Source organism: Burkholderia sola (assembly GCF_905400185.1).
Lineage (GTDB): Bacteria > Pseudomonadota > Gammaproteobacteria > Burkholderiales > Burkholderiaceae > Burkholderia > Burkholderia sola.
Map to the genome: position 1 here is coordinate 1,898,473 of NZ_FR989676.1, position 24,334 is coordinate 1,922,806.

Annotated in this window: 20 protein-coding genes; 14 read left to right on the forward strand and 6 right to left on the reverse strand. The window is 67.4% G+C overall.

The annotated features are described in order from the left end of the window. Positions 1-57: 57 nt before the first annotated feature. The 5 genes from KR541_RS25045 to KR541_RS25065 all read left to right on the forward strand — a co-directional run bounded on the left by KR541_RS25045 (position 58) and on the right by KR541_RS25065 (position 5,927). Positions 58-1,548, forward strand: a complete 1,491-nt coding sequence (locus tag KR541_RS25045; RefSeq protein WP_050011918.1) for an aldehyde dehydrogenase — start codon at positions 58-60, stop codon at positions 1,546-1,548. An 18-nt stretch (positions 1,549-1,566) separates the two neighbouring features. Beyond that, complete coding sequence (locus KR541_RS25050) at positions 1,567-2,529, forward strand: VOC family protein (RefSeq protein WP_050011917.1); 963 nt, start codon at positions 1,567-1,569, stop codon at positions 2,527-2,529. Then, the gene (locus KR541_RS25055; RefSeq protein ID WP_089489491.1) at positions 2,526-3,770 is read left to right on the forward strand and encodes an NAD(P)/FAD-dependent oxidoreductase; all 1,245 of its coding nucleotides are present in this window, start codon (positions 2,526-2,528) and stop codon (positions 3,768-3,770) included. The genes KR541_RS25050 and KR541_RS25055 overlap by 4 nt, the downstream gene beginning before the upstream one ends. Before the next feature lie 37 nt (positions 3,771-3,807). Continuing rightward, a complete protein-coding gene (locus KR541_RS25060; RefSeq protein ID WP_050011915.1) occupies positions 3,808-5,208 on the forward strand; it encodes an MFS transporter in 1,401 nt (466 codons plus the stop codon). A gap of 170 nt (positions 5,209-5,378) precedes the next feature. Further along, a complete protein-coding gene (locus KR541_RS25065) occupies positions 5,379-5,927 on the forward strand; it encodes a GNAT family N-acetyltransferase (RefSeq protein WP_050011914.1) in 549 nt (182 codons plus the stop codon). Positions 5,928-6,120: 193 nt separating this feature from the next. Here the strand turns inward: KR541_RS25065 and KR541_RS25070 are convergent, their stop codons facing one another. Then, positions 6,121-7,023 carry a hypothetical protein gene (locus KR541_RS25070; RefSeq protein WP_050011913.1) on the reverse strand — a complete coding sequence of 301 codons (903 nt, stop codon included), beginning with the start codon at positions 7,021-7,023 and terminating at the stop codon, positions 6,121-6,123. Between the two features lie 312 nt (positions 7,024-7,335). Between KR541_RS25070 and KR541_RS25075 the strand changes: the two genes are divergently transcribed. Further along, on the forward strand, positions 7,336-7,749 hold the full coding sequence (locus KR541_RS25075; RefSeq protein WP_216089866.1) for a PPC domain-containing DNA-binding protein: 414 nt from the start codon (positions 7,336-7,338) through the stop codon (positions 7,747-7,749). 71 nt (positions 7,750-7,820) lie between these two features. Next, positions 7,821-8,333, forward strand: a complete 513-nt coding sequence (locus KR541_RS25080) for a DUF4274 domain-containing protein (protein ID WP_089489490.1) — start codon at positions 7,821-7,823, stop codon at positions 8,331-8,333. A gap of 114 nt (positions 8,334-8,447) precedes the next feature. Here the strand turns inward: KR541_RS25080 and acnB are convergent, their stop codons facing one another. Then, positions 8,448-11,033, reverse strand: coding sequence for a bifunctional aconitate hydratase 2/2-methylisocitrate dehydratase (acnB, locus tag KR541_RS25085; protein ID WP_089489489.1), 2,586 nt, complete (start codon positions 11,031-11,033; stop codon positions 8,448-8,450). A 433-nt stretch (positions 11,034-11,466) separates the two neighbouring features. Here acnB and KR541_RS25090 point away from each other — a divergent pair, with 433 nt between their 5' ends. Continuing rightward, on the forward strand, positions 11,467-12,204 hold the full coding sequence (locus KR541_RS25090) for a BPL-N domain-containing protein (RefSeq protein ID WP_239468979.1): 738 nt from the start codon (positions 11,467-11,469) through the stop codon (positions 12,202-12,204). 29 nt (positions 12,205-12,233) lie between these two features. On the opposite strand, the gene KR541_RS25095 is transcribed toward KR541_RS25090, so the two are convergent. From KR541_RS25095 to KR541_RS25105, 3 genes are all read right to left on the reverse strand, one after another. Then, on the reverse strand, positions 12,234-12,707 hold the full coding sequence (locus KR541_RS25095; protein ID WP_050011908.1) for a nuclear transport factor 2 family protein: 474 nt from the start codon (positions 12,705-12,707) through the stop codon (positions 12,234-12,236). 137 nt (positions 12,708-12,844) lie between these two features. Further along, the gene (locus tag KR541_RS25100) at positions 12,845-13,093 is read right to left on the reverse strand and encodes a hypothetical protein (protein WP_050011907.1); all 249 of its coding nucleotides are present in this window, start codon (positions 13,091-13,093) and stop codon (positions 12,845-12,847) included. 478 nt (positions 13,094-13,571) lie between these two features. After that, positions 13,572-14,006 carry a universal stress protein gene (locus tag KR541_RS25105; protein ID WP_050011906.1) on the reverse strand — a complete coding sequence of 145 codons (435 nt, stop codon included), beginning with the start codon at positions 14,004-14,006 and terminating at the stop codon, positions 13,572-13,574. 343 nt (positions 14,007-14,349) lie between these two features. Between KR541_RS25105 and KR541_RS25110 the strand changes: the two genes are divergently transcribed. From KR541_RS25110 to KR541_RS25135, 6 genes are all read left to right on the forward strand, one after another. After that, entirely contained in the window at positions 14,350-15,834 is a 1,485-nt protein-coding gene (locus KR541_RS25110) for an amidase (protein WP_050011905.1), read from the forward strand. Between the two features lie 353 nt (positions 15,835-16,187). Then, positions 16,188-16,877 (forward strand): hypothetical protein, encoded by a 690-nt coding sequence (locus KR541_RS25115; protein ID WP_124630743.1) that lies wholly within the window; start codon positions 16,188-16,190, stop codon positions 16,875-16,877. 126 nt (positions 16,878-17,003) lie between these two features. Beyond that, positions 17,004-17,834, forward strand: a complete 831-nt coding sequence (locus KR541_RS25120) for an arylamine N-acetyltransferase family protein (protein ID WP_216089867.1) — start codon at positions 17,004-17,006, stop codon at positions 17,832-17,834. A 114-nt stretch (positions 17,835-17,948) separates the two neighbouring features. Then, the gene (locus KR541_RS25125; RefSeq protein WP_050011903.1) at positions 17,949-18,125 is read left to right on the forward strand and encodes a ribbon-helix-helix domain-containing protein; all 177 of its coding nucleotides are present in this window, start codon (positions 17,949-17,951) and stop codon (positions 18,123-18,125) included. Between the two features lies 1 nt (position 18,126). After that, on the forward strand, positions 18,127-18,477 hold the full coding sequence (locus tag KR541_RS25130; protein ID WP_050011902.1) for a VOC family protein: 351 nt from the start codon (positions 18,127-18,129) through the stop codon (positions 18,475-18,477). A 7-nt stretch (positions 18,478-18,484) separates the two neighbouring features. Then, on the forward strand, positions 18,485-19,348 hold the full coding sequence (locus KR541_RS25135) for a class I SAM-dependent methyltransferase (protein ID WP_216089868.1): 864 nt from the start codon (positions 18,485-18,487) through the stop codon (positions 19,346-19,348). Between the two features lie 13 nt (positions 19,349-19,361). On the opposite strand, the gene KR541_RS25140 is transcribed toward KR541_RS25135, so the two are convergent. Then, positions 19,362-24,203: an NAD-glutamate dehydrogenase gene (locus tag KR541_RS25140; protein WP_124630746.1), complete on the reverse strand. Its 4,842-nt coding sequence runs from the start codon at positions 24,201-24,203 to the stop codon at positions 19,362-19,364. Between the last annotated feature and the right edge of the window lie 131 nt (positions 24,204-24,334).

Here is a 24,334-nt window from a genome sequence, read left to right on the forward strand (position 1 = left end):
TCCGCCCGCGTCACGGTGAGGGCGGATGTGCAGAGACAGATTTGTGGGACTTGTGACATGACTCCTTTCGATACGAGCCTCGTGCCCGACGGCAACATCCTGATCGGCGGCGAGTGGCGGCGCGGCCGAGGCGCGCCGTACGCGAGCATCTATCCGGCCGACCAGTCGCTGAACATGGAAGTGTCGACGGCGAACGCGGAAGACGCGGCCGACGCCGTCGCGGCCGCCGACGCCGCATGGCGCCGCGCCGACTGGGCCGGGCTGAAGCCGCACCAGCGCGCGCAGGTGCTGTACCGGATCGCCGACCTGATCATGCAGCGTCACGAGGCGCTCGCGAACCTGCAGCGCCGCGACAACGGCAAGCCGATCGCCGAGACGCGCGTGCTGGTGGCCAGCGCGGCGAACACGTTCCGCTATTTCGCGGCGTGCCTCGAAACGCTCGACGAAGAGCTGACGCCGTCGCGCGGCGACTACCTGACGATGAGCGTGTACGAGCCGATCGGCGTGATCGCGGCGATCACGCCGTGGAACTCGCCGATCGCATCCGATGCGCAGAAACTCGCGCCGGCGCTGGCCGGCGGCAACGCGGTGGTGCTCAAGCCGGCCGAGGTCACGCCGCTCGTGTCGCTCGCGTTGGCGCGCATTTGCGAGGAAGCCGGCGTGCCGAAGGGCGTGCTGAGCGTGCTGCCGGGCAAGGGCTCGGTGATCGGCGACGTGCTCGTGCGTCATCCGCTGGTGAAGAAGGTGTCGTTCACCGGCGGCACCGAAGTGGGCCGCGGCATTGCCCGCATCGCCGCCGAGAAACTGATGCCCGTATCGCTCGAACTCGGCGGCAAGTCGCCGACGATCGTATGCGACGACGCCGATCTCGACCACGCGGTCAACGGCGTGCTGTACGGGATCTTCAGCTCGTCGGGCGAAGCATGCATCGCCGGGTCGCGGCTGTTCGTGCAGCGCGCGGTGTACGACGCATTCATGCAGCGGCTGGTAGCCGGCGCACGCAAGCTGCGCGTGGGCGACCCGACGCGGCCCGACACGCAGATGGGCCCGCTGATCACCGCGAAGCATCGCGAATCGGTCGAACGCTACGTCGCGCTCGGGCTGGAAGAAGGCGGTCGCCTGCTGTGCGGCGGCGAGCGGCCGTCGGGCGACGGGCGCGAGGACGGCTTCTTCTATCAGCCGACGATTCTCGAAGGCTTGTCGAACAGCGCACGCATCTGCCAGGAGGAAATCTTCGGGCCGGTGCTGGTCGCGATGCCGTTCGACGACGAAGCGTCGCTGATCGCGCAGGCGAACGACAGCGTGTTCGGCCTCGCGGCCGGCATCTGGACGCGGGATTACAAGCGCGCGTGGCGCATCGCGAGGGCACTGGAGACGGGCACCGTCTGGATCAATACGTACAAGCTGTTCTCGATCTCCACGCCGTTCTCGGGCTGGAAGGAGAGCGGGATGGGCCGCGAGAAAGGGCGTCTCGGCATCCGCGAGTACATGCAGCAGAAGAGCCTCTACTGGGGCTTGAACGACGCGCCGCTGCCGTGGGCGAACTGAGCGAAGGGGAATGACGCAATGAGCATCTTGGGAATCGAGCAGATCACGTACGGTGTCGACGATCTCGCGACGTGCCGGCGCTTTTTCGCCGACTGGGGCTTGAAGGAAGTCGCGCATGACGACACGCGTGCGCGTTTCGAGACGCTGAACGGTTGCACCGTGCTCGTCGTGACGGCCGACGATCCGTCGCTTCCGCCTGCGTTCGAAGCGGGGCCGACGTTGCGGGAAGTCACGTGGGGCGTCGCGACGCGGCGCGAACTCGACGCACTGCGCACGAAGCTGGCCGGCCAACCCGGCTACTACGCGCAGGACGATGCGGTCGGCTGTATCGACCCGAACGGGATGGCGATTCGCGTCGAAGTCACGCGCAAGCGCGCACTCGACCTCACGGGCTCGCCGTCGAACGTGTGGGGCCAGACGCTGCGCGTCGACCAGCCGAGCCCGATTTACGCGCGCGCGGAGCCGGTCGAAGTCGGGCACGTCGTGTTCTTCACGAACTGCCTCGACGCGCAGGAAAAGTTCTATCACGAACTGCTGGGCTTCGAGACGTCGGATCGCTATCCGGGCCGCGGCGCGTTCATGCGCTGCGCGCCGCACGGCGGCCATCACGACCTGTTCCTGCTCGCGCTGCCGAATGGCAAGCGCGGCCTGAACCACGTCGCGTTCACCGTGCGCGACATCCACGAAGTGTTCGGCGGCGGCATGCACATCGACCGCTGCGGTTGGGAAACGCAACTCGGCCCGGGGCGTCATCCGGTGTCGTCCGCGTACTTCTGGTATTTCCAGAACCCGGCCGGCGCGCTGATCGAGTACTACGCGGACGAAGACGTGCTGACGCCCGAATGGCAACCGCGCGAATTCGAACCGGGCCCGACCGTGTTCGCCGAGTGGGCCGTCGACGGCGGCCTCGACGGCAACACGCGCCGGCAGAAGAACGCGAAGGCGCCGGAAGGCAAGTTCATGACGGAGCGCAAATCTTGAACGAAGCAAACACACAGGAGCAGGCCGCGCCGGGCACGGTCGTCGTGATCGGCGGCGGCCAGGCGGCCGGCTGGGTACTGAAGACGTTGCGCGCGCAAGGGTACGCGGGCCGCCTCGTGATGATCGCCGACGAGCCGCACCTGCCGTACGAGCGCCCGCCGCTGTCGAAGGCCGTGCTGGCCGGCGACGCCGACATCGAAACCGTGCGCGTCGTGCGCCCCGATGAATTCGACGCGCTGAACGTGGAAGCATGGCAGCCGGAACGCGCGGGCTCGATCGATCGCGCACGCCGCGTCGTGACAACCGAAAGCGGCCGCGAGATCGAATACGACCGCCTCGTGATCGCGACCGGCGGCACGTCGCGCCGCCTGCCGGACGCACTCGTGAGGACCCCGAACCTGCACTACCTGCGCACGCTCGACGAAGCGGCCGCGCTCGGCGAGAAGCTGCGTGCGAGCCGGCGCGTGCTCGTGATCGGCGGCGGCTGGATCGGCCTCGAAGTCGCGGCGACCGCGCGCAAGCTCGGCGTTGAGGCGGTCGTGGTCGAAGGCGCGCCGCGCCTGTGCGGCCGCTCGGTGCCGCAGGTCGTGTCGGACTTCCTGCTCGACCTGCATCGCTCGAACGGTGTCGACGTGCGGCTCGGCGCGGCACTCGCGTCGCTCGATGTGGAGCCTGGCGACGCATCGAAGGTGCGCGCGACGCTCGCCGACGGCACGACGATCGACGCCGACTTCGCGGTGGCCGGCATCGGCCTCGCGCTGAACGCGTCGCTCGCGAGCGATGCGGGGCTCGCGGTCGCCGACGGCATCGTCGTCGACGAATACGGCGCGACCAGCGACCCGGCGATCTTCGCGTGCGGTGACGTCGCGAACCATCACAACGGCTGGCTGAAACGGCGCGTGCGGCTCGAATCGTGGGCGAACGCGCAGAACCAGGCGATCGCGGCGGCGAAGGCCGTGCTCGGCGAGCGTGCACCGTACGCGGAGATTCCGTGGTTCTGGTCCGATCAGTACGACGTGAACCTGCAGATCCTCGGCGATCTGCCGGCCGATGCGCAGCTCGTCGTGCGCGGCGATCTCGCCGCGCGTCGTGCGACGCTGTTTTTTGTGGGCGACGGGCATGTGAGAGGTGTCATCGCCGTGAACAACGCGCGTGAGCTGAAGCTCGCGCGCAAGTGGATGAACCAGGGCCGGGCTGTGGATACGGAAGCCCTGGCAGACACGACCCAAGCGCTTGCCTGACCGGCTCGACCGGAAAGAGACCCAGGAGACACCCCGCATGAGCACTTTCGACAACGTCGTGGCCGGCAGGGCCACGATGGAAGCTGCCGCCTCCACGCCCGGCGCGATCATCGCGCGGCTCGAGCGGCTTCCGGCCAACGCGATGCAGATCCGCGCGCGCGTGCTGATCGGCACCGCGACGTTCTTCGACGGCTTCGACGTGATCACGATCGCGGCGACGCTGCCGCTGCTGATTCACAAGTGGGGGCTGTCGCCGACGCAGATCGGCATGCTGATCGCGTCCGGCGCGATCGGCCAGCTGATCGGCGCATTCCTGTTTCCCGCCCTTGCGGAAAAGCATGGCCGCGTGAAAGCGATCGCATGGAGTTCGGCCGTGATCGGCATCACGAGCATCGCGTGCGGTTTCGCGCCGACGTTCGAGATATTCGTACTGCTGCGGATTCTGCAGGGGCTCGGGCTCGGCGGCGAGTTGCCGGTCGCGGCCACGTACATCAACGAGATCACGCGCGCGCATGGCCGAGGCCGTTTCGTGCTGCTGTACGAGATCGTGTTCCCGATCGGCCTGCTCGTGTCGATGGCGCTCGGTGCGTGGCTCGTGCCGCGCTTCGGCTGGGAGATCATGTACTTCGTCGGCGGGCTGCCGCTGATCCTGTCGCTCGTGCTCACGCACCTCGTGCCCGAATCGCCGCGCTGGCTCGCGTCGCGCGGGCGGCTCGCGGAAGCCGGGCGCGCGGTCGGCGTGTTCGAAGGATCGGTGCGCGGCGAACTGCCGCCGGTCACGCAGGTGGCCGCGTTCGACGAGATGGTGCGCCAGCATCCGAAGCGCCGGATGAGCGACCTGTTCAGCGCCGCATATCGCAAGCGCACGCTCGCGGTGGCGACGTTGTGGGCGACCTGCGGGTTCATCCAGTACGGGTTGTCGACATGGCTGCCGACGATCTACAAGAACTTCTATCATGCGCCGCTGCAGCTCGCGCTGAACCTCGCGGTGATCGGCTCGGTGATGGGCGTGCTCGGTTCGCTGGCGTCCGCGCTGCTGGTCGACAAGCTCGGCCGCAAGCCGGTGATCGTGTGGTCGTTCGTGTTGTGCGCGCTGTCGCTCGCGCTCGCCGGCATCTATCACGCGTCGTCGGTGTACGTGGTCGCGATCTTCTGCTCGCTGTCGCTCGGGCTGATGGCGTCCGGGTTCATTACCGCGTACGTCTATACGCCCGAGCAGTATCCGACGAGCATCCGCGCGTCGGGCTGCGGGCTCGGCAGCGCGTGGCTGAAGATCGCGTCGTTCGCGGCGCCGATGATCGTGCCGCACGCGATCATCGGCGGAAACCTCGCGCCGGCGTTCTACCTGATCGGCGTGGTGCCGCTGATCGCGGCGCTGACCGTGCACTTCGTCGGAATCGAGACGAAGGGGAAGGTGCTGGAGGCGCTCGAGGCGTAAGCGGGGCCGGCAGTAACGGATGAGGTGCTCAGGCCCGGGGATGTTCGCCCGGGTCTGTCCATTTCGCGGCGATTCGGTCGTTCGATGTCGAGCGTTGCAAACGGGCGCCATGGTTGCCGCGCGGCTCGCGTGGTCTAATGAACGGTCCCGATTTTCATCAGACCGCTGCCATGCCCCTGTTCGAACCCGTCACGCTGAATACCTCCCGCCTCGTGCTGCGGCCGCTTCGCGACGCCGACGCGCCAGCCTTCTTCGAGATCTGGTCCGATGCGGAAGCGATGCGCTATTTCTCGTTCTCGCCGATGACGCAGATCGAGCAGGCCGAGGCGCGCGTCGCGCGCAACGTGCAGACGTCCGTGAGCGGGGAGAGCCTGACCTGCGTGCTCGAACTGCGGGAAACCGGCGAAGCGCTCGGCGAGTGCGTGTTGTTCCACGCTAACGCGCAATGCCGACGCGCCGAGATCGGCTTCAGCCTGCGGCGCGCGTTCTGGCGCGGCGGATACATGCGCGAAGCGGCGTCGGCCATGATCGATCATGCGTTCGACACGCTGCGGCTGAACCGGCTCGAGGCCGATATCGATCCGCGCAACGTCGCGTCGGCGCGGCTGCTCGAACGGCTGGGTTTCGTCCGGGAAGGGCTGCTGCGCGAACGCTGGATCGTCGGCGACGAAGTGTCGGATAGCGCGCTGTACGGGTTGCTGGCGCGCGACCGCGGCTGATGCTGCCGCGGCGGCAGTCCATTTTCCGGCGGAGACGATCGCGCACGCGCTGATGCACTCGCGCGGCGCAATCGGATTCGGCCCGCCAAGTTCGATTCGACGGTCGGCGGATGAGGTTGTATTCACAACTTCGCGAGCCAGCCCTCGGCCTTGTCTTTCCCGCGCAGCGTTGCAATCCTTCGGTCGGCGACGATTACGTCAACGCTCGCCCGGCCGCCACGTCGACAGGCACTTCGCGCTCCAGTGCCTTGGCGGCGAGTTCCCCGACCCAGTCTGCATCGGCGGGATCGACGACGCCATATTGATCCGGCGGAAAAAAAGCATAGTGATGAGCCGCCGCAGCCAGGCGCTCACATTCGGCATGAGACAGCAGGTAGGACGTCACGGTCAATGGCGCCGCTGGTCCACTCCATCTCAATCCGATGCGGATATGGGTGCGTGGCGCAAATGCGATTGCCAATTCTCGCCGCGGGATCAATCGTTTCGTCTCCGAGGGGAACGTTGGCGGCGCGCCCCAACCGTCTGCCGCAATTCGATGATCCAGCACCAGCCAATGACCGGCGGACGTTCGGGCCAGGATCCATTGTCTGACTCCGGTCATGCTGGATTTGAGCTTGCCGTCGATCCATTCCTCGACGTAGAGGGGTTCCGGATCGTAGTCGTCCGACCACACGACGATTGCCGAGCATAGCGTATGGCGCTCCAATTCGACATGCCCGTTCGACGGCATTTCACGCCAGTACCGCTGTCGGGTGCCGTACGTCGCGACGCACCAGTTCAGGCCGATCCACGCTGCGATGAAGAGCGCCGTGACCCATATGACGGTGACGGCTGTTTCGCTAACCGCACGATCCATATCGAAGGCCGGATCGACCGTTCCGCGGTATGCAAGCATACCCAGCAAATACGCGAGCATCGGGATCGCAGGCCCGACTGCGACCGGCATCACCAGAATGGCGAGCCAGCTTCGGACATGCACGCTCCCCACCGACTTGGCGCGCGCACGCTCCTCATCGCTCATTGCCGCGACTTCCCGCGCGGCGATGTCGTCGCTTGGGGTGTGGAACCGCTCATACGTATTCTGGCATTTGGGCATTCGACGGAGCGTTCGGTGAAAGAGGGCGATAAAGCAGGGATTGCCTCGAGGAACTGATTCTTGCATACGTTGGGGTCGGTTTTCATACGGATACGTGTGCGTTCCGTACGTCAACAAACCGATGCGCTGCGGCCGGTGCGAAACCATGCCGCGGATTCCGTATGCGCAGGTCGCCGGAGTCGAGCGGTAGTGGATGAAACGGCGCCAGGAAGACGCCGACGCGCGCGGACTATCGTGAGCGGATGACTTGCCGGATTCACGCGGCGAACGTACGCTTGGCCGATACCGCGACCGACCCACAGGTTCTCGACCATGCAAGCCCATCCTTTGCGTCTTTCTCCCGGCGACGATCTGCGCGGCGCCATCGAGGCAGCGCTACGCCAGCACGAAGCGCATGCGGCCTTCGTGATCCAGGGCATCGGCAGCCTGAGCGTCGCGCGGTTGCGCTTCGCCGGCGTCGATCAGCCGACCGAGCTGCGCGGCGACCTCGAAATCCTGACGCTGGCCGGCTCCGTATCGCCGGACGGCGCACACCTGCATATGTCGATCTCCGATGCAGCCGGCCGCGTGACGGGCGGCCACGTTGCGAGCGGCTGCGTGGTGCGCACGACGGCCGAGATCCTGCTCGCGCTGCTGCCCGCGCATCGCTTCTCGCGCGAGCCGGATGCGGGCACCGGCTTCAACGAACTGGTGATCCGTCGCGAGTCGGGCGGCGACGCCGCATGAATGGCAGCGGCGCTAGAATCGCCGCTCATCGAAGACTTTCCCGTTACCGCTCATTCCGCAACGCGCAATCCATGGACGACACCGAAATCGAACAGAAGGCGTGGGACATCGTCCGGGCGTGGCTCGAACGCGCGACGCCCGAGCAGTGGCACCGGTTCGCCGCACGCTCCAATTACGATGGCAACGGCCGCGCGTTGCGCTGGCTGCTGGACAACCGCAACGTCGATCGCGCGACCGCACTGCTGATCTACTGGAATCTCGGCGCCGCGTGGTTCGTGCAGTATGCGAACGAAAGCGATCTGGGCGACGCGTCGTATCAACTCGATACGTTCCGGCTGCTTCGCGACATCGAACGACGTTATGCCGACGGCTATTACGCCCATCACGGCATCTGGTTCGATCCGCACGACTTCGATGGCGCGGGGCCGGACGATTATCCGGACGTACCGGTCGCGCGGCCTGTGCCGGCGCTGATGCTGCAACCGACCGACGGACGCGAGTACGTCGATCTCGACGAAGCGGACGGCTATGACGAAGGCTTGCCGTTCGACGTGGTCGAGCGGCTGCACGCGCTGTACGACTGACCGAACGGGCGCGTCCGGTCGCCGACGCATGAAAAAAAGCGCCGCGGCCTTTCGGCTTGCGGCGCCTGTCAGTGCGCTGCGACGTCGACCGCCCGTCGCAGCCCGACTGCGTGCTTACACCTGCACGGTGTCGGCGACTTCCTTGAAGTCCTCGATCTGGTCGAAGTTCATGTACTGGTAGATCTTGTCGCCGTTCGCGGTGAGCACACCCATGTCGGCCATGTACTCTTCCTTGGTCGGGATCTTGCCCAGACGCGAGCAGATCGCCGCCAGTTCAGCGGAGCCGAGGTACACGTTCGTGTTCTTGCCGAGGCGGTTCGGGAAGTTGCGGGTCGACGTCGACATCACCGTCGCGCCTTCGCGCACCTGTGCCTGGTTACCCATGCACAGCGAGCAGCCCGGCATTTCGGCCCGTGCGCCGGCCGTGCCGAACACGCCGTAGTGACCTTCTTCCGTCAGCTGCTTCTGGTCCATCTTGGTCGGCGGCGCGACCCACAGCTTGACCGGGATGTCGCGCTTGCCTTCGAGCAGCTTCGACGCGGCACGGAAGTGACCGATGTTGGTCATGCACGAGCCGATGAATACTTCGTCGATCTTCGCACCGGCGACGTCGGACAGCGTCTTCACGTCGTCCGGGTCGTTCGGGCAGGCGACGATCGGCTCGTGGATGTCGGCGAGGTCGATCTCGATGACCGCCGCGTATTCGGCGTCGGCATCCGGCGACAGCAGCTGCGGGTCGGCGAGCCACTGTTCCATCGCGGCGATACGACGCTGCAGGCTGCGCGGATCCTGGTAGCCCTGCGCGATCATCCACTTGAGCAGCGTGACGTTGCTGTTCAGGTACTCGATGATCGGTTCCTTGTTCAGGTGCACCGTGCAACCGGCGGCCGAACGCTCGGCCGATGCATCCGACAGCTCGAACGCTTGCTCGACCTTCAGGTCGGGCAGGCCTTCGATTTCGAGGATGCGGCCCGAGAAGATGTTCTTCTTGCCTTGCTTGGCGACCGTCAGCATGCCTTGCTTGATCGCATACAGCGGAATCGCGTTGACGAGGTCGCGCAGCGTGACGCCCGGCTGCATCTTGCCCTTGAAGCGGACCAGCACCGATTCCGGCATGTCCAGCGGCATCGTGCCGGTGGCGGCCGCGAACGCGACCAGGCCCGAACCCGCCGGGAAGCTGATGCCGATCGGGAAGCGCGTGTGCGAATCGCCGCCGGTGCCGACGGTGTCGGGCAGCAGCATGCGGTTCAGCCACGAGTGGATCACGCCGTCGCCCGGGCGCAGCGCGATGCCGCCGCGCGTGCTGATGAAGTTCGGCAGCGTCTGGTGCGTCTTCACGTCGACCGGCTTCGGATACGCGGCGGTGTGGCAGAACGACTGCATCACGAGGTCGGCCGAGAAGCCGAGGCAGGCCAGATCCTTCAGTTCGTCGCGGGTCATCGGGCCCGTGGTGTCCTGCGAGCCGACCGAGGTCATCTTCGGTTCGCAGTACGTGCCCGGGCGCACGCCCTGGCCTTCCGGCAGACCGCACGCGCGGCCGACCATCTTCTGCGCGAGCGAGAAGCCCTTGCCGCTGTCGGCCGGCTGGTGCGGCAGGCGGAACAGCGTCGACGGCGCGAGGCCGAGCGCTTCGCGCGCCTTCGCGGTCAGGCCGCGGCCGATGATCAGCGGAATGCGGCCGCCGGCGCGCACTTCGTCGAACAGCACGTCGGACTTCACCTGGAATTCGGCGATGACCTTGCCGTCCTTCAGCGCCTTGCCTTCGTACGGGCGCAGTTCGACCACGTCGCCCATTTCCATCTGCGACACGTCGAGCTCGATCGGCAGCGCGCCGGCATCTTCCATCGTGTTGTAGAAGATCGGGGCGATCTTGCCGCCGAGGCACACGCCGCCAAAGCGCTTGTTCGGGACGAACGGGATGTCTTCGCCGGTGAACCACAGCACCGAGTTGGTGGCCGACTTGCGCGAGGAGCCGGTGCCGACCACGTCGCCGACGTAGGCGACCAGGTGACCCTTTTCCTTCAGCGATTCGATGAACTTGACCGGGCCGCGCTTGCCGTCTTCTTCCGGCGTGATGCCCGGGCGCGCGTTCTTCAGCATCGCCAGCGCGTGCATCGGGATGTCCGGGCGGGTGGTGGCGTCCGGCGCCGGCGACAGATCGTCGGTGTTGGTTTCGCCCGTCACCTTGAACACGGTGATGGTCAGGCTTTGCGGCACTTCCGGACGGCTCGTGAACCATTCGGCGTCGGCCCAGCTCTGCAGCACGGCCTTCGCGTGCGCGTTGCCGTTGTCGGCGAGTTCCTTCACGTCATGGAACTGGTCGAACATCAGCAGGGTTTTCTTCAGCGCGTCGGCGGCGACCGCGGCCACGGCTTCGTCGGACAGCAGCTCGATCAGCGGCTGGATGTTGTAGCCGCCGAGCATCGTGCCGAGCAGCTCGGTGGCGCGCGCACGCGAGATCAGCGGGCAGGCGGTCTCGCCCTTCGCGACGGCGGCCAGGAAGCCGGCCTTCACGCGAGCGGCTTCGTCGACGCCGGCGGGCACGCGATGGGTGATCAGCTCGAGCAGCGTCTGCTCTTCGCCGGCGGGCGGGTTCGTCAGCAATTCGACCAGTTCGGCGGTTTGCTGAGCCGTCAGCGGCAGGGGAGGAATACCGAGCGCGGCGCGGGCGGCCACGTGAGCACGAAAGTTTTCAAGCATGGGGAGACCTGCTGATATTGCGTTTGAGGGGAAGGCCTTGCCGGCACTCCGGGGCTATTCCAGGCACTGCTTTGAGCGGGATTCTAATCTCAATGGTCTGGAACGTCAAATGTCTTATGTCTTATATAAGACTTGGCAATGCGAAAGACGGGAGGCGCGGCTGCATGGCGGAGCCGGCCTTGTCGGGCGGGCCGGCGGGCGGATGGAGGGTGTCGGTTCAGGTCGTCGGTATCGCACGTATCTGCACAATCCCGCAGGAAACGGTACACACCGGGCGCGTTCGGGCCGCTACGCTTGCCGTCACGCAGCTTGCAATCGGGTGGCGGAACGGGAGGCGGAAGTCGTCGCGCGCCCCGTCGATTCGGCCCGGGCGGTAGCGCTTCCCTTGACTCCGGCGATCCACCACATGCACTCCAGAAACGCGATTTTCCTGATGATGGCGCTCGTCGCGTCGCCGGCCGTTTACGCGGCTACGCCCGGCGACGAAGCGGGGGATGCGGCGAGTCGGCCGGTCGCGCTGGTCTATCGCGGTCCTGCCGCGTGTGACGGGTGCGCCGAAACCATCGCCACACGCCTGCGGGAATCGGACCAGCGGTTCCGGGTGATCTACGTGGGGCCGGCGGAAAAGCTCAGGATCACGCCCGCCGCGCTGGCCGGTGCGGCGCTCTATGTGCAGCCCGGCGGCGGGCAGGACATTCCCGGCGCGGCAGCCAGCATCGGCCGAAACGAAATGCGGGCCGTGCGGCGATACGTCGCGAACGGCGGCCGATACCTCGGGCTGTGCATGGGCGCCTACCTGGCCGGCGCGCAGGGTTTCGGGCTGGTTGCCGGCGATATCGACTCCGAGGTCGACCGGCCGGGCTCGACGCTTCACGGCATCGCCGACACGGTGACGCCGGTCGTCTGGCGCGGGAAAAAGCGCTGGATCTACTATCAGGACGGCGCGAGGCTGCCGGTCGCGCCGATCGGCTCCGGCGGGATCGTGCTGGCGATCTACCCGAACAAGGACATCGCGGCTGCCACTTACCGCTACGGCAAAGGGCGCGTCGGCCTTGCCGGCCCGCATCCGGAGGCCGATGAAAGCTGGTATCGCCAGAACGGCCTCACGAACCCGGACGGCGTGGTGCCGGACATGGCGTACGACCTGATCAACGCGACGATGAAGCCTTAGCGGAGGGGCCGCGGCGCGCGCGGGTTCATTTATTTCCGCTTGGCGCGATACGCGTCGAGATTTTTCCGTGCCTGTGCACGGATTGCGCGCTGCATGAAGGGCGTCCAGCCGAGCAGCGCGCCTTTCATCCCGATCGCCTGACGCGCCCAGCGCCACAGGTCGAAATGGTCGCGATGCTCGACGATGCGTCCGTCGCGAAACCGGAAGCGCGCATCGATCCGGTTGACCACCATCCGCCCGCTCGCGGCGAACCGGTAGCGCGCGCTCCACGTCGCGCGCCCGGCCTGGTCGTCCGCGGCGACTTCGCCGAACGTCAGCGAGAACTCCTGGGCTCGCGCGACCAGCATCCGCCACATGTCGCGCGCAAGTTCGCCGCGCAGTTCGCCGAATGCGGGATCGCTGAACACGATGTCGTCGGCGTAGCACGCGAGCATCGCATCGATGTCGCGCTGCTGGAAGGCCGTGTAGAAGCGCTGGATCAACGCGGTGTTCGGATCGGTCATGTTGGGCGTAACGGGGCAGGGAGGGGCGGACGATGACGTCCGTCGAAACGTCGATCGGGAAAGTAGCGGCCGGCAGCGCAAACCGGCGCCCGAGCCTGCGACTTCGGGCGCGCAGGCTCGCCCACGGATGATACGCGTCAGCGGGCCGCCATCGCGACGTTCCGATCGTTCCGTCCCGTCACCAGGCAGCCCGACATGAAGGCCTCGCTCTGGCTGCCGGCGGCGGCTTCGCCAAAGCCGCGACCGAGCGCGTCGGCCTTCACCTGCGCGGCGCCTTGCTCGCACGCGAGCGGGCTGGCGTCGCGGCCCTGCGCATGCAGGATCGCGCGATCGCCGATGAGATAGGCCAGCAGTGCAAAAACAGCGATATGTACGGCGCGTCTCATGGTTCGTCTCCTCGTCGCTCAAGCGTAACGCGGACACGTTCGACGAAGCACTTGGGGCTTCCCCCGGTAAACGTCTGCTGAAAGCGGTAGCGGGGCGGGACGATCCTGTCCTGTTTTTCCGTCGCCGCCGCCCGGCGGGCGGGCAATGCGCGGTAGTTTGACGAATGTCAGGGTACGGGCGGGCGGCGGCGGTCGCGCGGCCGTTCAAAGCGATAGCATGAATGCATGATTTGACGAAACGCGACGCAGGGTCAACGCGTCAGGTCCGGCAAGCACGCAGGTGTTGAATATCGCTGTCGAAATAGTGAGGAATCCAAATGTTGAACGTCTCTTCCGTCCTGATCAGTCTTGCCCCGATGTGGGCGATCCTGCTGCTGGCGTCTTCGGCGGCCGCCTATTTCGTGTTCTGGCGCAAGGCCATCAAATAAGCGCTGCGCGACAGCGTGCGCACGATGCGCACGCGTGACGCGCCTTTCCGTCATTGCACCGCCGTCACCGGCACGTTCGAAATTCGCACCAGCCGCGCCATCACGCTGCGCCGGAACACCGACATCAGCGCGTGCAGCGGATCGCGTCTCGGCGCGGCGACGACGATCTCGTCGCACCCGGTCTCGGCCGCCACGGCCGCGATCGTATCGGCGACCGGGCCGACCTTCATTACGACGCTGAATTTCACGTCCGCATCGCGCAGGATCCGCTCGGCCATCGCGAGATCGTCGGTCGCGAATCGTGTCTCGATCGCGCGCAGCCGCGACAGCGGGTGATAGGCCTCGAGCCGCGTCGATTCCAACGGCGCCTGCACATTGATCAGCACGACCTCCGACGCGCAGCGCTCGCGATACAGGAACGTCGCGTGACGAACTGCCTGAAGCGAGCGGGGCGAATGGCCGACCGGAACCAGCAGCTTGAGCATGGACGATGAACCCGGAAACGAAGTGCTTCCAGCGTAGCGGGCGGCCGGACGAAGCGATCTAAAGAGATCGGTCGGCCGTATAAAAATGTCGTTAACGTGCGCGGTCCTGTGACGCACCGATTAAAAATATAAGAAATTTAAGTTTATGCGCATAAACGGCAGCGAGCGGCGACGCCGGCCCCGCCCGGTCGTCGCCGGCTGTCCGAAGCATCGCGATTCAGTCGAATCCGCAATGAATTGCGCCGCAAAATATCGGAGGTCGCCCGGATCGCGTCGCGTAGAGTAGAGCGGCGGCCGCCGCCGGGCGGCGCGCCATCCGATACCGCTTCCCAGGAGACCCCGCATGCCGCACGGCGCCCCGCAGTTTCTCGCTCCCGCTTCCATTCCCGTCGATCCGGTCGTGCGCCTGTCGGCCGGCGAGCTTGCGTCGGCGATCCGCAGCAAGGCGGTTTCGTGCGTCGAGACGATGCGTGCGTATCTCGACCATATCGAGCGCGTGAACGGCGCGGTCAACGCGATCGTCGCGCTGCGCGACCGCGACGCGCTGCTGGCGGAAGCCGCGGAAAAGGATGCGGAGCTGGCGCGCGGCGCGTACCGCGGCTGGCTGCACGGGATCCCGCAGGCGCCGAAGGATCTGGCGATGACGAAGGGGCTGCGGACGACCTACGGCTCGCCGATCTTCCGCGAGAACGTGCCGCAGGCCGATTCCGTCGGCGTCGCGCGGATGCGCGCGGCCGGCGCGATCTTCATCGGCAAGACCAACACGCCCGAGTTCGGGCTCGGCTCGCACACGTTCAACGAGGTCTATGGTGCGACGCGCAACCCGTACGACCTGACGAAGAGCGCGGGCGGCAGCAGCGGCGGCACGGCGGCGGCGCTCGCGTCGCGGATGCTGCCGGTGGCGGACGGCAGCGATTTCGGCGGGTCGCTGCGCAATCCGGCCGCGTTCTGCAACATCGTCGGCTTCCGTCCGTCGCAGGGCCGCGTGCCGCGCTGGCCGGGCGTCGACGTGTTCATGCAGCAGCTCGGCATCGAAGGGCCGATGGGCCGCACCGTCGGCGACGTCGCGCAACTGCTCGCGATCCAGGCCGGCTACGACCGCAACGATCCGCTGTCGCTCGCGGAAGATCCGGCCGTGTTCGCGCAGCCGCTCGACGCGGACCTGCGCGGCAAGCGCATCGCGTGGGTTGGCGACTGGAACGGCTATCTCGCGACCGAGGCCGGCGTGCTCGCGCAGTGCGAGCGGGGGCTGGCGACGCTGCGCGAGATCGGCTGCGACGTCGATGCGGCGCTGCCGGCGTTCGCGCCCGACCGGATCTGGCGTCTGTGGCTCACGCACCGGCACTTGTTGTCGGGTGGCGGGCTGCTCGCGCACTATCGCGACCCGGCGCGCCGCGCGCTGCTGAAGCCCGAGGCGATCTACGAGGTCGAGGGGCTGCTCGCGATGCAGGGCGCGGCCGTGTTCGACGCGAGCGTCGAACGGACCGCGTGGCATCAGGCGGTGCTGAGCTTCTTCGACCGTTACGACTTCATCGCGGCGCCGACCGCGCAGGTGTTTCCGTTCGACGTCGACCAGCGCTGGCCGAAGGAGATCGCGGGCCGCGCGATGGACACCTACCATCGCTGGATGGAAACGGTCGTGCCGTGGACGCTGGCCGGCTGCCCGGTGATCAACGTGCCGGTCGACTTCAACGACGCGGGATTGCCGATGGGGATGCAGCTGATCGGGCGTCCGCGCGCCGATCTCGCCGTGCTGCAGCTTGCGCACGGCTACGAGCAGGCGGCCGACTGGGTCAACCAGCGGTTGCCGGCGTGGATGGCAGCGTAACGGCGTCGCCGGCAGGCAGTGGCGGGCGGTAGTGGCCGCATGACGAAGCGGGCGGCGATGCGCTGCCCGTTTTGCTTGGCATCGCTCGACACGAAACGCGCCCGTGGAGGTGTTTCGGCGCGCTGCCTGCGCACGCCGGAGCCTGCGTCCATTGACGCAACCGGAGAAAGAATGCCGGTACGCGCATCACATCGCACCGCAAACATGGACGAATCGGCGCGACGACGGTCGCCGGCCGCGGAATTGCAAGCGGCGGCGCGCGGTGATTTCGTTTCGATGTGTTTCAGTCGTTGCGGCGGCGCGCGACGCGCTTCGACAATATCGCCTCGACCATTCGGGCACGAGGGAAAAACATGAAGCACATTCGCGCGACGGGCCGGCATCTGGCCTCGGCAGGCATCGCGTTCGGCATCCTGGCGAGCGGCGCCGCACACGCGCAGCTCGACCTGCAGTCGATCGGCGCGTCGCTGCTCGGCGGCGGGCAGCAGCAGGCGGCAGCGCCGGCGCAGGGCGGTGTCGCGCAGTTGCTGCAGGCCTATGTCGGCGCGAACCAGCAGGTGCTGAGCGGCCAGTCGTCGCTCGCATCGGCGATGGGCCTGACCGGGGCGGCCGGGCAGGCGCAGCAGGCCGCGAGCCAGTTATCCGGCGGCGATGCGCTGTCGCCGGCCACGCTGTCGCAGATGGGCGGCGCGCAGCAATCGGTGTCGCAGGCGCTCGGCCAGGCGTTCGCGAGCGGCGGCGCCACGCACGGGCCGATCGACAAGCAGGCGTTCAGCAACGGCCTCGCCTCGCTCGGGCAGGGGCTCACGCAGTATTCGCAACTGCAGTCGGGGCTCGGCAATCTCGGCTCGACGAGCGCGGCGTCGCTGCTGCAGTCGGGCCTGAATCCGCAGAACATGCAGGCCGCGACGTATATCGCGCAAAGCGCGCCGGGCCAGTTGCAGTCGCTTGCCGCGACGCTCAGCCAGGCCGTGCAGTTCGCGACGAGCCAGGGCATTTCGGTGCCGTCGGTCGCGTCGTCCGCGCTGAAGCTGCTGCCGTAACGTCGTGCGGGTGCGGCGGCGATGCGTGGCCATCATCGCGCACGCCGGCCACGAACGATAGGCCCGCACAACATGGGGATTTCGCGCGATGCTATCGTGGCGGGTCCCTTTCATCGGTGCCGGTTCATGACTGACTCGTTCGACCTCTCGCGCTATTTTTCCCGCATCGGCTACGACGGCCCGGTCGAGCCGACGCTCGACGTGCTGCGCCGGCTGCATCTGCTGCACCCGCAGGCGATTCCGTTCGAAAACCTCAATCCGCTGACCGGCACGCGCGTCGCGCTCGACCTGTCCGCGATCGTCGACAAGGTGATCGAGCGCCGCCGCGGCGGCTACTGCTTCGAACTCAACAAGCTGTTCTACACCGCGCTCACGACGATCGGTTTCCGCGTGACGCCGCTGATCGCGCGCGTGCGCTGGATGCGGCCGCCCGAGATCGTCACCGCGCAGACGCACATGCTGCTGCGCATCGACCTCGACGGCGCGGCGTGGCTCGCGGACATCGGCTTCGGCAGCGCGACGCTGACCGCGCCGCTGCGCTTCGCGCCGGGCGAGCGGCAATTGACGCCGCATGGCGCGTTTCGCGTGGTCGATGCGCCGGTCCACGGCGAATTCGACATGCAGTTCGAGATCCCCGACGGCTGGCACACGACCTACCGCTTCTCGCTGAAGCCGGCCGAATGGATCGATTACGACGCCGCGAACTGGTTCACGTCGACGTATCCCGAATCGATCTTCGTGAACGACCTGATCGCGTGCCGCGTGCTGCCGGACGGCCGCGCGGCGCTGGTCAACACCGTGCTGACGCTGCGCGACGCGGCGGGCGCCGGGCGCACGGTCACGTTCGACACAGCAGCCGACTGGGCCGCGTGCCTGCGCGACACGATCGGCGTCAATACGGCGGGATTCGATCTCGACGCGCTGTTCGCGCGGCTCGCGGCGCGAGTTGCGCGGTAACGCGGACATACGAGGCACTGCAAGCGGCCTGCTCGCGGGCCGCGCGCCGATTCATTCCAGTCGTTTCACCGCATCCGCATTTGACTTTTGCTAGATTGCTAGCATACTAGTCCCATGACCGACGAAGAAGTGAAGCAATTCAACGTGTACCTGCCGCTCTCCCTGATCCGGCAGGTCAAGCATCGCGCCATCGAAACGGAGCAATCGCTGTCCGCGCTGGTGGCCGACGCGTTGCGCGCGTACCTGGCCGCGCCGCCGCCCGGCGCGGGACCGTCCAACCAGGAGGAGTGACATGTCATCCGAGCGAATCGAAGCCGTGTATCTGACCACGCACAACCGGGGCAAGTCGGCGAAGTTCTTCCAGGCGCTGGGCTTCACGCTGGAATTCGAAACCGATCACCAGTCGGGCCAGTTGCGCAGCGGCGACGGCCCGTTCCTGTTCATCGCCGAAGTGCCGCCGAGCGAAAAGCCCGACATGCAGGTCGTGATCAAGGTCGCCGACGAGCAGGCGGTGCAGCCGCGGCCGATCGTCGATGTCGTCGCGCCGTTCGAGGATACGCACTGGGGGACGCGCGACATGACCGTGCGCGATCCGGACGGTCGCGTGTGGCGCCTGCAGGCGCCGGGCAAGCAGCTCGCGTGAGGTCGATATGACGGTTATCCGCGAAGACGATGCGCCCGACAGCACGGCCGCGCGCGTCGCGCTGTGGCGTGCGCTGCACGTCGAACTCGACGCGCCGCCGCACGTGCTCGCCGACGCAATCGGGTTGCAATTGCTCGCGCCGGCGCCCGGCTGGCAGCAGCGCGGCGACATGGATCCGCAGTTCACGCGGCCGTTTCGCGCGTCGATCGTCGCGCGGGCGCGCTTCATCGAGGATCTCGTGGCCGAACAGGCGGCGCGCGGCGTGCGCCAGTACGTGATCCTCGGCGCGGGGCTCGACAGCTTCGTGCAGCGCCGGCCGGACATGGCATCGCGCGTGACCGTGTTCGAAGTCGACCCGCCGGCGCCGCAACGCTGGAAGCAGCGCCGCCTGGCCGAACTCGGCTTCGGCGTGCCCGACTGGCTGCGTTTCGTGCCGGTCGATTTCGAGGCGGAGCAGTCGTGGCGCGACGCGCTCGTCGGCGCGGGCTTCGATGCGGGCCAGCCGGCGGTCGTGGTGTCCACCGGCGTCAGCATGTACCTGACGCGCGAAGCGAATGCGGCCGCGCTGCGCGAAGTCGCGTCGCTCGCGCCCGGTTCGACGTTCGCGATGACGTTCCTGCTGCCGCTGGAAAATGCGGATCCGGACGTGCGCCCCGGGCTGGAAATGGCCGCGAAGGGCGCGCGGGCGAGCGGCACGCCGTTCATCAGCTTCTTCATGCCGGAACAGATCCAGGCGCTTGCACGGGAGGCCGGTTTTGCGAAGGCCGAACACGTGTCGGCCGCCGAGCTGACGCGCCGTTATTTCGTCGATCGCATGGACGGCCTGCGGCCGCCGAACCGCGCGGAAGAATTGCTCGTCGCGACGGTCTGACCCGTCGCCTTCGTCACGCGCGTTCGAGCACGGCCATTTCCCGCACGACCACGAGCAGCACCGCGAGGCTCGTGCCGCCGGATGCGCGTAGATCCGCGAGCAGGTGCTCGTAACGCGCGAGCGCGGCCTCGCGGCGCACGCGCCACGCGCCGACGATCGTGTCCGGCGTGGTCGAATCCGGCGATTCCGCGAGCGCGCTCGTCGCGAGCGTGCGCTTGAGCCGCGCGACTTCCGCGAGCGCGGCGGCGCGCGCGAGCATGTCCCAGTGCGTCGGCGTCGGCAGGTTCGCCGCGCGTTCGCCGATCCACCCGTAATTGAGCAGCGTGCCGAGCGAGAAATAGACGCCCGCGACGAGTTCGAGGCTGCGATTGCAGGTCGCCGCCACTTCGGCGATGTCGAGCAGCGCGGCCGAGATGTCGCCGCTTGCGACGCGTACCGCAAGCGCGCTGTCGACGCCGGCGTCGACCAGCACGCGCTGCCGCTCGGACAGCGCTTCCAGATCGTCGGCCGGCAGCAGCGACGGCAGTTGCGGCGCGATGCGCTGCACCGCGTCGCGGCAGCGCGCGATCAATCCGGCGACGCCGCCGTCGGCCACCGCGCCGGACTGCAGATGCCGCAGGAACCACAGCGCCGCGCGCTCCAGCAGCCGCGCGACGTCGACGAACATGCGGGCCTGCACGTCGTCGGCGACGCGATTGTCGAGCGCGTCGATATCGCGCCACACCGCATCGAGGTCGAACACGTCGCGCGCCATGATGCACGCGCGCACGATGTCGCCGGGCTGCGCGTCGGTTTCCTCCATCAGCCGGTGCACGAACGCGCAGCCGACGCGGTTCACGAGCGCGTTCGTCAGATGCGTCGCGAGAATCTCGCGGCGCAGCGGATGGCGGCGCATCGGCTCGCTGAAGCGCTGTTGCAGCGGCTTCGGGAAGTAGTCGACGAGCATCGCGGCCACCAGCGGATCCTCGGGCACGTCGGATTCGAGCAGCGCGTCGTAGAGCCACATCTTGCTGTACGCGAGCAGCACCGCGCGCTCCGGCGACGTGAGGCCGAGCTTCGCGGCCTGCCGCTCGGCGACTTCGTCGTCGGTCGGCAGGAACTCGATCACGCGGTTCAGGCGGCCCGCGCGCTCGAGCCAGCGCATCAGGCGCGCCTCGGCGTCGAGCAGTTCGACCGCATAGCGGCCGGCGATCGACAGCGCCTGCGTCTGGTAGTAGTTGTCGCGCAGCACGAGCAGCCCGACTTCGTCGGTCATCTCGGCGAGCAGCGCGTTGCGCTGCTTCTCGGTCATCTCGCCGTCGGACACCACGAGCCCGAGCAGGATCTTGATGTTGACTTCGTGATCCGAACAATCGACGCCGGCCGAGTTGTCGATCGCGTCGGTATTGATGCGGCCGCCGCGCTGCGCGAATTCGATGCGGCCGAACTGCGTGCAGCCGAGATTGCCGCCTTCGCCGACGACCTTGCAGCGCAGGTCCGCGCCGTTCACGCGCACCGCGTCGTTCGCGCGGTCGCCGACCTGCGTGTGCGTTTCGCGCGCGGCCTTCACGTAGGTGCCGATGCCGCCGTTGTACAGCAGGTCGACCGGCGCCTGCAGGATCGCGCGGATCAGCTCGGTGGGCGGCAGCGCGTGCGCGTCGATGCCGAGCGCGGACTGCACGGCCGGCGACAGCGGGATCGTCTTCGCGGTGCGCGGATACACGCCGCCGCCCGGCGAAATCACCGACGTATCGTAGTCGGCCCAGCTCGAGCGTTCGAGCGCGAACATCCGCTGGCGCTCCGCGAAGCTCGTTGCCGGGTCGGGGTTCGGGTCGAGGAACACGTGCCGGTGATCGAACGCGGCGACGAGCCGGATATGCGGCGACAGCAGCATCCCGTTGCCGAACACGTCGCCCGACATGTCGCCGACGCCGACCACGGTGAAATCGGTCGCCTGCGTGTCGATGCCCATCTCGCGGAAGTGCCGCTTCACCGATTCCCACGCACCGCGCGCGGTGATCGCCATCTTCTTGTGGTCGTAGCCGACCGAGCCGCCGGACGCGAACGCGTCGTCGAGCCAGAAGCCGTATTCGTGCGAGATCGCGTTCGCATAGTCGGAGAAGGTGGCCGTGCCCTTGTCGGCGGCGACGACCAGGTACGGATCGTCGGCGTCGTGGCGCACCACGTCGGGCGGCGGCACGATCGCGTTGCCGGCGAGGTTGTCGGTGAGGTCGAGCAGCCCGCGCAGGAACGTCTGGTAGCACGCGATGCCTTCGCGCATCCACGCTTCGCGATCGCTCTGCGGCGGCGGGTTCTTCACGACGAAGCCGCCTTTCGAGCCGACCGGCACGATCACGACGTTCTTCACCATCTGCGCCTTCATCAGCCCGAGCACCTCGGTGCGGAAATCCTCGCGGCGATCCGACCAGCGCAGGCCGCCGCGCGCGACGCGCCCGCCGCGCAGGTGCACGCCCTCGACGCGCGGCGAATACACCCAGATCTCGAACATCGGCTTCGGTTCGGGCAGGCCGGGCACCTTCGCCGGATTGAACTTGAACGACAGGTACGGCTTCGATTCGCCGTTCGCGTCCGCGAGGAAGTAGTTCGTGCGCTCGGTCGCGTTGATCACGCCGAGGAACTGGCGCAGGATGCGATCCTCGTCGAGGTTCGGCACCTGGTCGAGCGCGCCTTCGATCGCCTTCAGCAGCCGTTCGGCCTGCACGTCGCGCGTGTCGCCGATGCGCGGATCGAAGCGCAGCAGGAACAGCTCGACGAGTTGCCGCGCGATCGCCGGATTGCCGGTCAGCGCGCGTTCGATATACGCGTCGCTGAAGGTCGAGCCGACCTGCCGCAGATATTTCGCATACGCGCGCAGGATCGTGACCTCGCGCGCGCTCAGGTGCGCGCGCAGCACGAGGCGGTTGAAGTCGTCGTTCTCGATCCGGCCGCTCCAGATCCGGTCGAACGCATCTTCGAACAGGCCTTTCACGCGCTCGATGTCGAACTCGGTATCGTCGGCGAGTTCCAGCCCGAAATCGTGTACCCACGCGTGCGCGGCGTCCTGCGTCTGGATCCGGTATGGCCGCTCCTCGTCGACGCGCACGCCGAGATGTTCGAGCATCGGCAGGCTGCGCGACAGCGCGATCGGGTCGCCCGCGCGATACACCTTGAAGCGGAACGCGCGCGGCTCGGCCTCGATCGGCCGGTACAGGTTCATCGCGAGCTGGCCCGAGTCCTTCACGCGCTCGATCAGCTCGATGTCGCGCACGGCCGTGCGCGCCGGATAGTCGTCGCGATAGCCTGCCGGGAATGAATCGGCATAGCGCTGCAGCAGGCGGTTGCCTTGTTCTTCGCCGAATGCGTCGAGCAGCGCGTCGGCGAGATCGTCCTGCCAGCGGCGCGTGACCTGCACGAGCCGCGTTTCGAGTTCGCGCGTGTCGACGTCGGGCATCGTGCCCGGTTCCGCATGCACGACGAAGTGAATGCGGGCGAGCGCCGATTCCGACAGCAGCGGCGTGAATTCGACGTTCACGCCGTTGTACGCGTCGACCAGCAGCTTCGCGATGCGGCGGCGCAGGTCGGTGTTGTACTTGTCGCGCGGCACGAACACGAGGCACGACACGAAGCGGTCGAACCGGTCGCGCCGCACGAACAGTCGCGTGCGCTGGTGTTCCTGCAGGCGCAGGATGCCGAGCGCGATGTCGTAGAGCCGGTCTTCGTCGGCCTGGAACAGTTCGTCGCGCGGATAGGTTTCGAGCACCGTCACGAGCGACTTGCCGAGATGCCCTTTCGGCAAAAAGCCCGCGCGCCGCACGATGTTCGCGCACTTGCGGCGCACGATCGGAATCTCGGTGTACGAACCGAAATAGGCGGTCGATGTGTAGAGCCCGATGAAGCGGCGCTCGCCGGTGACCTTGCCGTCGGCGCCGACGAGTTTCACGCCGACGTAGTCGAGGTAGCCGGGCCGGTGCACCGTCGCGCGCGAATTCGCCTTGGTCACGAAGATCGGCCAGGCGCCGGTGATGATGTCGGCGGCGGCCGGCGGCAGCGGCGTCACGTCGGCGGCGCCGGACGTGCGCAGCGATTCGCGCAGGATCCCGAAGCCCGAGCCCTCGATGCCGCGCAGGCCGAAGCCCGTGCCGTCCGATACGAGCGCGTAGTCGCGCTGACCGAGGAACGTGAAGTGATCGGCGGCCATCCATTCGAGGAACGCGCGCGCCTCGATGTCCTCCGCGGTCGATTCGCGCGCCTTCATCTCCTTGATCGTCGCGCGGGCGATGTCGACGATCTTCGGCCAGTCCTCGACCGACGCGCGCACGTCGCCGAGCACGCGCGCGATGTCCTCGCGCAGCGTGTCGAGCAGCGCGGCGTCGCCGCAGCGGTCGACTTCGAAATGGATGAACGACGCGAGTTGCGACTGGCCGTCGCCGGACGTCGCACCGCCCGCGTCGACGCGCTCGATGCCGCCGCCGGCGCCGCGCCAGATGCGGAACACCGGATGCAGCGCCGAGTGCAGCGCGAGCCCGAGACGGTTGATGGCCATCGTCACCGAGTCGACCAGGAACGGCATGTCGTCGTTGACGATCTCGATCACCGTGTGGTCGGAATGCCAGCCGTGCTGTTCGAGGATCGGGTTGTACACGCGCAGGCGTTCGCTGCCGGGCACGAATTTCTGGGCGGTCTGCCAGTGCGCCATCGCGGCGCCGTACAGGTCGGCGATGCCGCGGCTCTGCAGATCGTCGGCATCGACGAAATCGTAGTAATGACGCAGGAAGGGTTCGACGATCCGGAACGTGGCGTCGGGCAGACGAGCGCGCGCGAATTCGACGACATCGGAGAGCAGGTGTGCGACGACTTCCTCGTTCTTCGCTTCCATGGCGGTCTCCGTCGGGTGGCCATTGGCTGCTGCGTCTGTTCGGCATTATGCGCCGATTGCGTGACAAAGCGATGTGCGGGCGCACAACGGAGGCGAGTGGAGGCGCCGGCGTGCGGCACGCGTCGCAGGCG

Excerpts from the sequence above, each read along its gene's own strand:
- KR541_RS25045 (WP_050011918.1), top strand. The coding sequence starts at position 58 with ATGACTCCTTTCGATACGAGCCTCGTGCCCGACGGCAACATCCTGATC.
- KR541_RS25050 (WP_050011917.1), top strand. The coding sequence starts at position 1,567 with ATGAGCATCTTGGGAATCGAGCAGATCACGTACGGTGTCGACGATCTC.
- KR541_RS25060 (WP_050011915.1), top strand. The coding sequence starts at position 3,808 with ATGAGCACTTTCGACAACGTCGTGGCCGGCAGGGCCACGATGGAAGCT.
- KR541_RS25065 (WP_050011914.1), top strand. The coding sequence starts at position 5,379 with ATGCCCCTGTTCGAACCCGTCACGCTGAATACCTCCCGCCTCGTGCTG.
- KR541_RS25070 (WP_050011913.1), bottom strand. The coding sequence starts at position 7,023 with ATGCCCAAATGCCAGAATACGTATGAGCGGTTCCACACCCCAAGCGAC.
- KR541_RS25075 (WP_216089866.1), top strand. The coding sequence starts at position 7,336 with ATGCAAGCCCATCCTTTGCGTCTTTCTCCCGGCGACGATCTGCGCGGC.
- KR541_RS25080 (WP_089489490.1), top strand. The coding sequence starts at position 7,821 with ATGGACGACACCGAAATCGAACAGAAGGCGTGGGACATCGTCCGGGCG.
- acnB (WP_089489489.1), bottom strand. The coding sequence starts at position 11,033 with ATGCTTGAAAACTTTCGTGCTCACGTGGCCGCCCGCGCCGCGCTCGGT.
- KR541_RS25090 (WP_239468979.1), top strand. The coding sequence starts at position 11,467 with ATGATGGCGCTCGTCGCGTCGCCGGCCGTTTACGCGGCTACGCCCGGC.
- KR541_RS25095 (WP_050011908.1), bottom strand. The coding sequence starts at position 12,707 with ATGACCGATCCGAACACCGCGTTGATCCAGCGCTTCTACACGGCCTTC.
- KR541_RS25100 (WP_050011907.1), bottom strand. The coding sequence starts at position 13,093 with ATGAGACGCGCCGTACATATCGCTGTTTTTGCACTGCTGGCCTATCTC.
- KR541_RS25105 (WP_050011906.1), bottom strand. The coding sequence starts at position 14,006 with ATGCTCAAGCTGCTGGTTCCGGTCGGCCATTCGCCCCGCTCGCTTCAG.
- KR541_RS25110 (WP_050011905.1), top strand. The coding sequence starts at position 14,350 with ATGCCGCACGGCGCCCCGCAGTTTCTCGCTCCCGCTTCCATTCCCGTC.
- KR541_RS25115 (WP_124630743.1), top strand. The coding sequence starts at position 16,188 with ATGAAGCACATTCGCGCGACGGGCCGGCATCTGGCCTCGGCAGGCATC.
- KR541_RS25120 (WP_216089867.1), top strand. The coding sequence starts at position 17,004 with ATGACTGACTCGTTCGACCTCTCGCGCTATTTTTCCCGCATCGGCTAC.
- KR541_RS25125 (WP_050011903.1), top strand. The coding sequence starts at position 17,949 with ATGACCGACGAAGAAGTGAAGCAATTCAACGTGTACCTGCCGCTCTCC.
- KR541_RS25130 (WP_050011902.1), top strand. The coding sequence starts at position 18,127 with ATGTCATCCGAGCGAATCGAAGCCGTGTATCTGACCACGCACAACCGG.
- KR541_RS25135 (WP_216089868.1), top strand. The coding sequence starts at position 18,485 with ATGACGGTTATCCGCGAAGACGATGCGCCCGACAGCACGGCCGCGCGC.
- KR541_RS25140 (WP_124630746.1), bottom strand. The coding sequence starts at position 24,203 with ATGGAAGCGAAGAACGAGGAAGTCGTCGCACACCTGCTCTCCGATGTC.